Here is an 11,603-nt window from a genome sequence, read left to right as displayed (position 1 = left end):
ATATATATTCAGAAATGACAAAAAATACGACGTATATTAAAATATATCGGATTCCGAAGTAAATTACCAGTATTTTATTTCCTTTTTTTGAAGGTTTTAATTCCAATAAAACCTAGTACTTTCCTTGCATAAAACGCAAAAGATCCAGCTAATCACTGGATCTAGTTCAAATTCACTGTGCCGCTTCATTTAAAACACGATCAACCCGTTTAGTAAGCATCTTCATGCCACTTCCACCTGCTTGAAAGTGTCGTAAATTTCCATCTCTATCAAATACATAGTAAGCTGGAACATATTCGTTTTGAAATGCATCTGTTAATTTATGCTCACTATCGACAAAAATAGGCTGAGTAATATCATGTTCGTTTGCGACATCCTTGATTTTTTCTATATCTAAATCTTCTTCTGACCTTGGCATATGTACGGCAATAACATTTAGTCTATCACGATAGTTATCTCTAAACAGATTAATGTCTGGCATCGCTTCTTTACATAAGTAACAGCTAACGGACCAGAAATGAATGAGCGTAGGTTTCTCCCCAATTAGCTGCTCTTTTGTAACCTCTCCATTTATCCAGGCAGTTGCTCCTTCTAACGGTGGCATCTGTTCTCTTAGCTTCATCTCTTTTTCCTCCTTTTAATGGACTAAAAAGGTCTAACATTATTTGTTAGACCTTATTACAGGTTATACGTTCAATGTTGCTTGACCAGGCTTCCAGTTTGCCGGGCAAAGTCCACCAGTTTGAAGAGCTTGAAGAACACGTAATGTTTCATCTACATCACGGCCAATGTTATTATGATTTACAACAGAATACATTAGTTCTCCATCTGGACTTATAATAAATAGACCACGAAGAGCAATACCTTCTTCTTCAATCAATACCCCGTAATCCCTCGAAACAAGATGATTCGTATCAGCAGCTAAAGGATATTTTAAATCTCCAAGGCCATTATCATTACGATCTGTTTTAATCCATGCAAGGTGGGTGTGGATGGTATCAGTTGATACTCCAATTACCTCCGCATCTAAGTCTTCAAACTCATCATAGCGGTCTGATAAAGAAGTAATCTCCGTTGGACATACAAACGTAAAGTCCATTGGATAGAAGAATAACACTGTCCACTTATCATTTTTCATGTTTTCTTCTAGACTAACTTTTCCAAACTCCTTATTTGCAAGTACTGCATCCATTTCAAACCGTGGTGCTTGCTTTCCTACCATGCGCTCTGCCATATGTATTCCCTCCAAAAATTAAATATTTCAATTAAGAACACCAAATTAGTATTCTCAACCAATTCCCATTTTAATCCATGTAAAAAGTATAAACAAGTAAGTTGATAATAGTCAATATTAATAAGTAATTATTATAAATAATAGGATTTTTTCGTTATTCGTTACAATTTATTACATTTTTTCCCTACTATTAGTTTAACATGTTGAAAAAAGGGAATATACTAATATGCTCTTTATAAGTTTTAGCAAGAAAGGAATGTAATCATCATGAATTTTTCACTCGAGCAAATTGATTGGACTAGCCTAATCGTAGGTTCTGGACAAATAGTAGTAAGGCTAGTCATTATCCTATTTGTTTTTCTTATTGTGAAGCAAGCAGGAAAATCGCTAATAAAACGCTCATTCAAAAAAGTCGTCGAACGTGATAATGTATCATTAGGCAGAGCAAAAACGTTAGAAAGCCTTGCAACAAATGTCTTTTCTTACATACTTATGTTTATATTTACTGTCATGGTTTTCGAGATATTTAATTATGATGCAAAAGCTTTATTAGCAGGGGCTGGAGTCGTAGGTCTAGCAATAGGGTTTGGCGCCCAAGGGTTAGTGAGTGATGTTGTTACGGGTTTTTTCTTATTATTAGAAAAACAAATTGATGTGGATGACTATGTTACAACCGCAGGTTTTTCTGGAATTGTTGAAGCCGTTGGACTACGAACTACCCAAGTTCGTGGATTTGACGGAACGCTTCATTACATTCCAAACAGACAAATCTCGAGTTTAAGCAACCACTCCAGAGGAAATATGAGGGCACTTGTAGATATTGGAATATCGTATGATGATGATATAGATAACGCAATTCACGTACTTCAAGAAACTTGTGATCAAATAGCAAAAGAAGATGAGACCATTAAAGAAGGTCCAAATGTAATTGGAGTTCAATCACTAGGTACTTCTGATGTAGTCATTCGTATCATTGCAAAAACTGAAAATATGGGACAATGGGCTGCTGAGCGAAAACTACGAAAAGCTCTGAAGCAAGCACTTGATAAACATGGAATTGAAATCCCTTATCCTCATCAAGTTTATGTTGAAAAGAAAGATCAACAATAAATACTAATCAAATCCATTATACTTGATAGAACAAAAGGCACAGTGCGCCCCGTTTAGCCTAAGGCAGAGCATTTGACCATAGGGAAAAGTGATTTTTCTTTTTCCCTCGAGTAGGATGAAATGGCAAAGATCGTCGCCATTTCATCTTGGCTGGGCGCTTAGAAGTAACATTGTATAAACTAAACACCAGAAACTTATACTTTTTTAACTTACAAAAAAAGAACAGCTAATGGCTGTTCTTCTTATCTTTGTAGTCTACTTTCAACTTGCTGGCATATTTCCTCTGCTGTAAGACCGTTTGCTTCTATAACCGAACCAGCTGTTACTGTATTGCTAATACCCATTACATTGGAATCTAATCCTGTAACGACGCAGCAGTCACAATTCTTTGCATCATTTTCTCCTCGTAAGTCTACGATGTCATAGCCTCTTTCTTTTAAGGCATCACGTACATCTGTTAAAGATCCCTCTACACCAATACGAGCCATTTCATCCACCTCCTCAAGTGTAATGTGCAACAAAAGCATCGAAAATATACTACATCACACATGATATCAAGGTAGAAAAATAGTCTAAGAAGTCTGTGTATGTTGATCTAATTACTACTTACTCTTCCAATTTAAATATCCACTTATTAATTCAATTGCTTTTCCGATGGCTTCTTCATTAGGGGTTAACTTAGAATGATGTAGTCCATATTCAGAATCAACACCTAACCAGAACATGAAGCCAGGGATATCTTTAATCATATAGCCGAAATCTTCACCTGTCATTGCTTCCTTACACTCAATGAGGTGTATGTCAGTTTGGTTTTGAACAAATTCCATGAACTCTCTAGTTGACACCTCATGATTATATACTTGGTAATACATTGAACCGTAATCAATCAAAGTTTGACATGAATAACCTATCTCAACCCCTTTTACAATAGCCTCGATACGTTCTTTTACTTTATCCATCGATTCGACAGAAAGCGTTCTAATTGTCCCTTCAAGTCTAGCCTTTTCTGCAATAATGTTTTGTACTGTTCCTCCTGTAATCTTTCCGATTGTAATTACAGCACTGTCTAGAGGATCGACATTTCTGGATACGATCGATTGTAATTGCGTAACGAGAGAGCATGCTGCAACTACCATATCATTTGTGTTGTGTGGATAAGCAGCATGCCCACCTTTTCCAGTCAAATCGATAAATAGTTCAGATGTATTGGCAAATAATAGACCCTCTTTTGTTGCAATCGTTCCAACAGGATACTCCGGAGCAATATGAAGTGCCATAATTAGATCAGGCTTCCAATTCAAAAAAATATCACTCATTAGCATCGGTTCAGCCCCGCCAGGTCCTTCCTCTGCTGGCTGGAACATAAATAATACATCGTCTTTTATTGGATCATTTACAAGCTTCGTTAAAACACCTAAAGCAATACTCATGTGGAAATCATGACCACATGCATGCATGTATCCTTCATGAATAGACTGAAATGGTAGGTTCGTTTCTTCCGAAATTGGCAAGCCATCAATATCGGCTCTGTAACCGATAATTTTGCTTGAATTTGTTCCATGAACCTTTACAAAAACACCAGTCCTCCATGGTCTAATGTCGATACGCTCAGACGGGAGTGATTGAAGATAATTTAACAAATAAGTTTGTGTTTTAAACTCCTTATATCCAATTTCAGGTATTTGGTGTAGTTCTCGACGAATCTTAATAAACGTTTCATATTGAGTCATTGGTAATCCCCTATTCATTCAAAAATTTCAGCAAATGTAAAAAGGAAGCGTAGATCATGATCTACGCTCTCCCGGTTTATTAATCATTTAATTGACGTAATTCTTGCTTGATTTCTGTTTTGGATTTTGTCTTTTCATCAATTTGCTTAATCACTCTTGCTGGTGTTCCCGCAACCACTGTGTTTGGTGGTACATCTTCTATTACTATAGCTCCAGCAGCGACAACTGCACCTTTCCCTACAGTAATACCTTCAAGAATAACAGCATTTGCTCCGACAACCACATCATCCTCTACAACAACAGGTTTTGCTGAAGGTGGTTCAATGACACCAGCTAATACCGAGCCAGCTCCAATATGACAATTCTTCCCAACGGTCGCCCGACCTCCAAGAACAACTCCCATATCAATCATTGTACCCTCACCAATTACAGCACCAATATTAATAAGTGCCCCCATCATGATAACTGCATTATTACCAATCTCTACTTGATCTCTAATAATAGCACCTGGCTCTATACGAGCCTTGATTCCTTTTAGATCAAGAAGAGGGATTGCAGAATTTCTGCGGTCATTTTCGACAACATAGTCCTCAAGGTTAGATTTATTGGCATCAAGAACAGATTGGATTTCAGTCCACTCACCAAAGACTACTCCAGTGTTACCATTAAAGAACGTTTTTGTATTAGAACCCCACTCTATATCAGATAAATTCCCTTTTACATAGACCTTAACGGGAGTTTTCTTTTCACTTTTCTGTATGAATGAGATTATCTCATTTGCATCCATCATTTTCATATGTATATGACCTCCTTGAAAGTACCTCGAATAGTTTAACTCTATCAAACGATAATTATAATGACAAGCAAATTACTTATCTAAAGTGTCAATATTTTGACTCACTATCTTAAGAAATGCTTCAACCTGCTTTAATTGAAAAGCTGACTCATAGCCAAGTAACCAAGTATCACGTTTAACCGTTTGGTTATGATCATCATAAAGGGGGATCTTGTAAACAGGTGGATCATTCTCGTGAAATGTGATGGAGGGCAGGATTGCATAACCAATTCCATGAAATGCCATTTGTTTACATGTTTCAATTTGATCAACAACAATTGTTCGTTTTGGAGGTTGTTGAAACTGCCTGTGCCACCAGTCTTGAATTTCTTGATAGTAAGTAGAATCACTCTTAAATTGAATAAACGGTCTTTCAGTCGTCTTCAGTTCATCTAAATGTTGAATTTCAGTATCTACTAGATAGAGGAAATCAGTTAAAATATGTTGCTTTCGCCCCTTCCAATCAGGGGTTCCTCGAATAATTCCTATATGTACTTGATCTTCATACAGATGCCTTAAAATCTCACTACTCCACCCCGTAATTAATGAGATTTTCGCATGAGGATAGGTGCTTACGAATTGCTTTAACACTTTGGGCAACCAGTGTTGTCCAATAATTGAAGCTACTGCAATCTTTAGTGTTCCATAAACTTGAGTGTTTAACGCACTAATTTCCTCGCGTACCTTCTCCTCCTCTGCGACTACTCCTTTGGCATATTCTATAATTTTTTCTCCAGCAGGCGTTAAGGTAAGTCCTTTTTGTGATCGAACAAATATTTGTGTTTCCCAAGCTTTTTCAATCGATTGCAATCTTTGACTTAGCGCCGGTTGTGAGACGAATAGTTTCTCAGCTGCTTTTCTCATATTCATCTCATCTGCTAACGTTACGAGAAGCTTACATTCCGATGTTTGCATAGACGCCCCCTTTGATCATTTGTCATTAACTTGATTTGTTTTTTGGTAAAAATAAGACTAACAAAAAGCTAACAACTGCAAAAGCTAATACAACTAAATACACATTATGTAGCCCGATGGTAAGCCCATCTTGAAGGACAGAACGGATCGACTCAGACAAGCTATTCCGTTGCTCTTCATTTAATAAGATATTGGTTGTATCTACGTTTACCGAGCTTTCTATTCCTGCTGTATGAATCATTTGCTGAAGCTTACTATTAAGTATACCACCGAGTAATGCAGCCCCAATTGTACTGCCTAATGTTCGCATGAACATATTTGCGGCAGTAGCAATGCCCCTTTGTTGCCATTCAACAGTACTTTGAATCGACACAATAAAAGCAGTCGTTGTGAAGCCCATTCCAATACCTACGAAAAAAGATGCTACAGCAGCCCACAAAGGACCAGAATCAGGGGACATCGTAACGAAAAGGATAGACCCAACTATAAGAGATACTCCCCCAATAATGGACGTTCCTCTAAATCCAATTCTCAAAAGCAAACGTCCTGCAATAGTTGCTGCTATCGGCCATCCAATTGACATCGTCGTTAATGTGAAACCTGCTACTATAGGTGTTCTTTCCATTACCCCTTGTACAAATGCTGGTAAGAAGCTAGAAATCCCGATAAGCATGACTCCCGTAGTTAATGAGGCAAGATTCGCAATTAAGATTGACCGTTCCTTCCATATACTAAAAGGCATCATCGGTTCACCAACTCGTTGTTCCTGCCAAATAAATAACAGAATGGTTACAACAAATATACCTAGTAACGAAAGGATCGGTGTAGACAGCCATTGCCATCTTACGCCTCCTTCAACTAAAACAACCATTAACGCAGATACACTAATAAATAATAATATTGCACCTGGATAATCGATATTATGTTTCTTTTTCTCAATTCCCTCATGTAAGTAAAAATATAAAATTACAATCGCCAATACCCCAAGAGGTACATTTAACCAAAAAACATACTTCCAGTTAAAATACTGGACGAGTAATCCTCCAATTGCGGGACCTAATATCGCAGAAATTCCCCAAACACTAGACAAGTATCCCTGTATCTTTGCACGTTCTTCCTTTGTATATAGATCTCCTACAATAGTAGAAGCGATTGGCATGACTGCACCTGCACCAAATCCTTGTATAAATCTATAGAATATCAGCATCTCCATCGATGTTGCTAGACCACACAGAATCGAGCCTATCATAAAAAATACAATGCCAAATATAAGAACTGGTTTTCTACCGAACAAATCCGATAACTTTCCATAAATTAACACCGTTACTGCATTCATTAGTAAATAGGAAGAAAATACCCAGCTATAGAGTGAAAAACCACCTAAATCACCTACAATTGCAGGCATGGCAGTAGATACAATCGTTGCCTCAATGGCTGCCATAAACATTGCAAGCATAACAGCGGCTAAAACAAATGGACGTTTTGTTTGTTTTCCTTGTTCATTATGTAAGGCGTTTGATAATGCCTCTGGCATTTTTTTCACCCTTTCTACTTGAATTTCTTATTTAAAAAGGGCTGACCAACTCGGTCAACGCCTATTACTTGTTTAACTTTTTTATGTGCTGGTTTAGTTGCTTTAAAATCACTCTTCTTGTTAATATCCCTTCAAAAACTTCGTCATCATTTTGAACACACACAAATGGATGATTAATGACCAATTGTAAGCCATTAGAAAAAGAATCTTGAATATGAAGTCTTGGAATTTCTTTATTCATTACTTCTTCTACTTTCATGGTTTCTAAACGTTCAAATTCAATTCTTTCTAATCCAAGTGTTGTATCAAGTATTAAGGCAGTACTAATTAACCCATGTAATCTGTACCCAGGGTCCAATACTGGTATTGCTGAATATCCCGACTTTACTAGAACTAGTAATGCATGCTCCAAGCTGTTCCCGATTTGAACATGCGCAACTTTATCAGATGAGATAATTAAATCTTTTATTGTTGTTTCTACAAACTCTCCACTTTGAAGACTAATCATGGCTGATTCCCCTTACATTAGTTAGTCACTATATACTATATATTTGTTCAAAAGATAGTTGTCTAGTGAAACCCATTTTTCATTTTAACATATTTCTTTTCTTTTATTGAATAATAACATTTTTTGAACAGAAAAATGTTACAAACGGATCATTGTTGGAATCTCAATTTTCGTGTGACTGTTTATTGACTTAACTACGAATTATATGTATAAAGTAAAACTTCAATGAAGGCTTTCATCATCCTCCACTGATTGTTGGCCCGCACGATTAGGGTCACTCAGGCGTTGCCACTTGATGTGGAGATCATAGACTGTGTTTCTTTTATCGGGTTCTTACTGATTATCTCCCGCTTACACTGCTTCGAATCTTCTAAAGTTTTGAAGTGGGGTCTTAGAGCCAGTTAAAGCGAATAAAACTAAAGGCGCAAGCTGGCAGTAAAAAACAAAACCGCAAGAAAGAGTCCGATTGGTTCATCTAACCATCAGCAAAATTCACTGATGGAAGTTTCACTGTATAAAACTCGAGTTGATGAAATGGCAAAGATCGTCGCCATTTCATCTAGGCTGGGCGCTGGTGCTGGATAACTTAACACATCGTAATATGATACAATCAAAAACTTATAATTTCTTATTCATCAAAAAAAAAAGAAATCCAAAGAGGATTCTTTTTACGCTTCCAATTGATTTAATTCATGATACAAGGAAACTAACTGTTTATAACGGGTTTCAGATACTTCTTTAAGTCCATTTTCGATATCAGTTAATTCACAGCTTATAAGTTCAAGTGCGAATCCTTGTTCAAATAAAACATCCAATAGCAGTGACTCACTCAATGGTGAAAGAGACCGTTTTATACAATAGCTCATAGCACACCCCCAATCTTATAACCCTACTAACATGTATAGTTCTATTTATATGAAATATACTTGTTTAATCTATTTCGTATAACGATTGGCATAGCTAGAAGCTGTATATGAATCTGGTTTAATTTTTGCCTCTAATCCCATAGAATTTATCCTACCGGTCATTTCTTGAATGAGCTCTTTTGTTGCCCCTCTTCGTCCAATATCTAAATGAATTTCAAATCGTAAGTCTGCCCCTTCATCTGCATAAGGAAGAAGGATATCTGTCATTTCATTTAAATGCGCTGCCGTAAACTTGCAAGCGAGCTCTTGGGAATAGGCTGTTTCCATTGATATTTTTTCCCTTATACTGATAATTTCTCTTGGTATGGTTATTTGCCTAAGACACCCCCAAGCTCCTTTTCCAACTCGATGAATATGAACGGCAGAAATAAACCTTGTCTCATGTTGGTGCACATGTGAATCGGTACCGACAGACAGATGATAAGATGAACTAGGCTCTACTTCAATGAACCGTAACATTCTTGAAAAGACTCGTTCAAACGACATGTTGTTCTCTGTTAAATTATAAAACAACATCGGATCACTCATCTGTTCACTCCTTCAATCTAGATTTGAAGATATTCGTGAATAAACAAAATGAACATGATTCTTTTCAGCAACTACATATATGTAAAGCTTATATTTTATCTTATACAAAAAAGCTTGTCAGCTTGTTAAAAAACTATCCTTTACTTGTTCGAATGTTTTTTTCTATGTAAGAGCATTTTGGACATGTGAAGATAACATTCTGATTAGATTGTGCAGTTAAAACATTCTCAAGGCGATCCTTTGATTCACAACGCGGACATGTTACCACTGGATAATTCATGCCATTATATTCCTCCTATTAGTGAATTAAATCGTAAATCTCAATTGTAGCCATATCAATGTTATCGAATTGATATCGTTTTGGCTTTTCACCTTGTTGGTATACTTCTATTTCAAAGGTTTCTGTTTTCGGAAAATAAGTGACACTGCATCTTTTTTCCCCGTCCACTTCAAAAAAACGTTGAGCCGGATCCCCATTCTCCTGTGATTCCATTAAACTAATTAATCGTTGTAATATTCCTTGTAGCTTTGACATCTTCCAATCCCCTTTCACACATAACTGTTTTATTTTACTGAAAAAAATAACAACAGTATACTGTAAGTATAAAACTACCTTATTACGTAACGAGCTAAAGTACAAGTACAACCTAATGAATTTAAAATTTTCAACTATTCAAATACTTCCAAATCTGTTCTAATATTAGGATAAACAATGGATTATTTTCTATCCATATAAATGGAATTTACCTAATAGGTTATTTTAGATATTCCTTTACACAGAGGTTTTATCATTCTACAAAATGTTACTAGGAGGTAGTACATTATGATACGTGAGCTAAGTCCTCACCGTTATTTAATTGATGCATTTGACTTAGGTATGCCAAATCGAACAGGTACATATGTATTAGATGAAGAAAAGAAAGTAATCATTGATCCGAGTGCTAGTCCTTCTATCCCTCATATCCTTCGGGGGTTACAATCATTACATATTAGTCCTGAATCCATTGATTATATTATTGCCACTCATGTACATTTGGATCATGCAGGTGGGGTTGGATTACTGTTAGATCATTGTGTAAATGCTAAAGTAATTGTACACCCTAAAGGTGCTAAACATTTAGTTGATCCTGCTAAACTGATTGCAGGTGCAAAAGCTGTTTATAAAGAAAAATTTGATCAATTATTCGATCCAATATTGCCAATTCCTAAAGATAAAGTCATCATAAAGGATGATGGTGATCGATTAGAGCTTGGTAATAATTTTGATTTAACATTTTTAAATTCTCCAGGACATGCTTATCATCATTTTAGTATAGTGGATTCTAGAACTGGTGGGGTCTTTACTGGTGATACAATAGGTGTTTTCTATTCCCAACTTGAAGAGATGCATCTTTTCCTGCCTACTACCTCACCTAATCAGTTCAATCCAGAAGCTATGCTTGAATCAGCCCAAAGAATTGAGAATCAAAACCCAACATGCATTTATTTTGGTCATTTTGGCTCATCTCGTCAGGTTGAGCATATTTTTGAACAACTTCGTTATTGGATACCAGTTTTTCTTGATTGTACTCAATCCATCCTCCAAATGAGTGAACTTGAAAATGTTGTTACACAGATCGATCTCCTTAAGGATACCCTCTTTGAAAAAGTTACTAAATATATAGATTCTAAAGGGTGTAAACCTAATAATGAATTACAGGAACTGTTAAGACTTGATCTCCAAGTTTGTGCTATGGGACTTATTGATTATTTTCATAAAAATGAACAAAAGGCTTAAGGCGCACCGTTTAGCCTAAGGCAGAGCAAATAACCTGTCATGAAAAATAGGATGGTTTTCCCTTTTATTCATGACAGGTTATTTGACCAAGGAAAAAGTGATTTTTCTTTTTCCCTCGAGTAGGATGAAGTGGCAAAAATCGTCGCCATTTCATCTTGGCTGGCTGCTTGAGCTGGATTTAGCCCTAACAGTGTATAAACTAATAATGTAGTTACCATAAAGAAACACAAAAAAATCCCCAGCGACTTCAAGTAAGATAAAAGTACCTGACAGGGAACTCAATCTCATCCACCCAAACAATAGGAAATAGGAGGTTGAAGTCACATGGGGACTAATATAAAATATCACATTCAAGGAAAAGGGAAGTCTCTTTCGAGACCAACTAAGAGACGTTAATCTCGAACAAGTACTGATTGTTTCTATCGATGCAGCGAAGCTTCATCAGAAAGCCTTGATATGCAACTATTTTGGCGATGTAATTGAGAAACCTTTTTTCTTTGGATAGG

Annotated in this window: 13 protein-coding genes; 2 read left to right on the top strand and 11 right to left on the bottom strand. The window is 36.4% G+C overall.

From position 1 onward, the window contains the following. Window positions 1–172 precede the first annotated feature (172 nt). Window positions 173–622 carry a TlpA disulfide reductase family protein gene (locus tag ACFSCX_RS03550; protein ID WP_377926733.1) on the bottom strand — a complete coding sequence of 150 codons (450 nt, stop codon included), beginning with the start codon at window positions 620–622 and terminating at the stop codon, window positions 173–175. Window positions 623–685: 63 nt separating this feature from the next. Then, the gene (locus tag ACFSCX_RS03545; RefSeq protein ID WP_377926732.1) at window positions 686–1,234 is read right to left on the bottom strand and encodes a peroxiredoxin; all 549 of its coding nucleotides are present in this window, start codon (window positions 1,232–1,234) and stop codon (window positions 686–688) included. A gap of 267 nt (window positions 1,235–1,501) precedes the next feature. On the opposite strand from ACFSCX_RS03545, the gene ACFSCX_RS03540 reads away from it, so the two are divergent. Further along, a complete protein-coding gene (locus tag ACFSCX_RS03540; protein ID WP_377926731.1) occupies window positions 1,502–2,344 on the top strand; it encodes a mechanosensitive ion channel family protein in 843 nt (280 codons plus the stop codon). 242 nt (window positions 2,345–2,586) lie between these two features. Here the strand turns inward: ACFSCX_RS03540 and ACFSCX_RS03535 are convergent, their stop codons facing one another. The 9 genes from ACFSCX_RS03535 to ACFSCX_RS03495 form a co-directional block, all read right to left on the bottom strand. Then, entirely contained in the window at window positions 2,587–2,832 is a 246-nt protein-coding gene (locus ACFSCX_RS03535) for a YkuS family protein (RefSeq protein ID WP_377926730.1), read from the bottom strand. A 114-nt stretch (window positions 2,833–2,946) separates the two neighbouring features. Beyond that, the gene (locus tag ACFSCX_RS03530) at window positions 2,947–4,074 is read right to left on the bottom strand and encodes an N-acetyldiaminopimelate deacetylase (protein WP_377926729.1); all 1,128 of its coding nucleotides are present in this window, start codon (window positions 4,072–4,074) and stop codon (window positions 2,947–2,949) included. 79 nt (window positions 4,075–4,153) lie between these two features. After that, on the bottom strand, window positions 4,154–4,870 hold the full coding sequence (gene dapD / locus ACFSCX_RS03525) for a 2,3,4,5-tetrahydropyridine-2,6-dicarboxylate N-acetyltransferase (protein ID WP_377926728.1): 717 nt from the start codon (window positions 4,868–4,870) through the stop codon (window positions 4,154–4,156). A 72-nt stretch (window positions 4,871–4,942) separates the two neighbouring features. Then, window positions 4,943–5,824, bottom strand: a complete 882-nt coding sequence (locus ACFSCX_RS03520) for a LysR family transcriptional regulator (protein WP_377926726.1) — start codon at window positions 5,822–5,824, stop codon at window positions 4,943–4,945. A 25-nt stretch (window positions 5,825–5,849) separates the two neighbouring features. After that, complete coding sequence (locus tag ACFSCX_RS03515) at window positions 5,850–7,358, bottom strand: MDR family MFS transporter (protein ID WP_377926725.1); 1,509 nt, start codon at window positions 7,356–7,358, stop codon at window positions 5,850–5,852. A 64-nt stretch (window positions 7,359–7,422) separates the two neighbouring features. Then, window positions 7,423–7,866 (bottom strand): cyclic-di-AMP-binding protein CbpB, encoded by a 444-nt coding sequence (gene cbpB, locus ACFSCX_RS03510; RefSeq protein WP_377926724.1) that lies wholly within the window; start codon window positions 7,864–7,866, stop codon window positions 7,423–7,425. A 668-nt stretch (window positions 7,867–8,534) separates the two neighbouring features. Further along, window positions 8,535–8,732 (bottom strand): antirepressor AbbA, encoded by a 198-nt coding sequence (gene abbA, locus ACFSCX_RS03505; RefSeq protein WP_377926723.1) that lies wholly within the window; start codon window positions 8,730–8,732, stop codon window positions 8,535–8,537. Window positions 8,733–8,801: 69 nt separating this feature from the next. Further along, window positions 8,802–9,320 (bottom strand): ribonuclease H-like YkuK family protein, encoded by a 519-nt coding sequence (locus ACFSCX_RS03500; protein ID WP_377926722.1) that lies wholly within the window; start codon window positions 9,318–9,320, stop codon window positions 8,802–8,804. A 298-nt stretch (window positions 9,321–9,618) separates the two neighbouring features. Beyond that, window positions 9,619–9,855: a YkuJ family protein gene (locus ACFSCX_RS03495; RefSeq protein ID WP_377926721.1), complete on the bottom strand. Its 237-nt coding sequence runs from the start codon at window positions 9,853–9,855 to the stop codon at window positions 9,619–9,621. A 288-nt stretch (window positions 9,856–10,143) separates the two neighbouring features. On the opposite strand from ACFSCX_RS03495, the gene ACFSCX_RS03490 reads away from it, so the two are divergent. After that, the gene (locus tag ACFSCX_RS03490; RefSeq protein ID WP_377926720.1) at window positions 10,144–11,097 is read left to right on the top strand and encodes an MBL fold metallo-hydrolase; all 954 of its coding nucleotides are present in this window, start codon (window positions 10,144–10,146) and stop codon (window positions 11,095–11,097) included. Window positions 11,098–11,603 lie beyond the last annotated feature (506 nt).

It is taken from the genome of Bacillus salitolerans (assembly GCF_042680805.1).
Classification (GTDB): Bacteria; Bacillota; Bacilli; order Bacillales; family SA4; genus Bacillus_CJ; species Bacillus_CJ salitolerans.
The sequence above is the reverse complement of the archived record's forward strand: the minus strand, read 5'-3'. Positions and strand labels throughout refer to the sequence as shown.

What these genes read in the sequence shown, in the direction of transcription:
- ACFSCX_RS03550 (WP_377926733.1), bottom strand. Translation starts at nt 622, where the DNA reads ATGAAGCTAAGAGAACAGATGCCACCGTTAGAAGGAGCAACTGCCTGG.
- ACFSCX_RS03535 (WP_377926730.1), bottom strand. Translation starts at nt 2,832, where the DNA reads ATGGCTCGTATTGGTGTAGAGGGATCTTTAACAGATGTACGTGATGCC.
- ACFSCX_RS03490 (WP_377926720.1), top strand. Translation starts at nt 10,144, where the DNA reads ATGATACGTGAGCTAAGTCCTCACCGTTATTTAATTGATGCATTTGAC.
- ACFSCX_RS03515 (WP_377926725.1), bottom strand. Translation starts at nt 7,358, where the DNA reads ATGCCAGAGGCATTATCAAACGCCTTACATAATGAACAAGGAAAACAA.
- ACFSCX_RS03545 (WP_377926732.1), bottom strand. Translation starts at nt 1,234, where the DNA reads ATGGCAGAGCGCATGGTAGGAAAGCAAGCACCACGGTTTGAAATGGAT.
- dapD (WP_377926728.1), bottom strand. Translation starts at nt 4,870, where the DNA reads ATGAAAATGATGGATGCAAATGAGATAATCTCATTCATACAGAAAAGT.
- cbpB (WP_377926724.1), bottom strand. Translation starts at nt 7,866, where the DNA reads ATGATTAGTCTTCAAAGTGGAGAGTTTGTAGAAACAACAATAAAAGAT.
- ACFSCX_RS03520 (WP_377926726.1), bottom strand. Translation starts at nt 5,824, where the DNA reads ATGCAAACATCGGAATGTAAGCTTCTCGTAACGTTAGCAGATGAGATG.
- ACFSCX_RS03495 (WP_377926721.1), bottom strand. Translation starts at nt 9,855, where the DNA reads ATGTCAAAGCTACAAGGAATATTACAACGATTAATTAGTTTAATGGAA.
- abbA (WP_377926723.1), bottom strand. Translation starts at nt 8,732, where the DNA reads ATGAGCTATTGTATAAAACGGTCTCTTTCACCATTGAGTGAGTCACTG.
- ACFSCX_RS03530 (WP_377926729.1), bottom strand. Translation starts at nt 4,074, where the DNA reads ATGACTCAATATGAAACGTTTATTAAGATTCGTCGAGAACTACACCAA.
- ACFSCX_RS03540 (WP_377926731.1), top strand. Translation starts at nt 1,502, where the DNA reads ATGAATTTTTCACTCGAGCAAATTGATTGGACTAGCCTAATCGTAGGT.
- ACFSCX_RS03500 (WP_377926722.1), bottom strand. Translation starts at nt 9,320, where the DNA reads ATGAGTGATCCGATGTTGTTTTATAATTTAACAGAGAACAACATGTCG.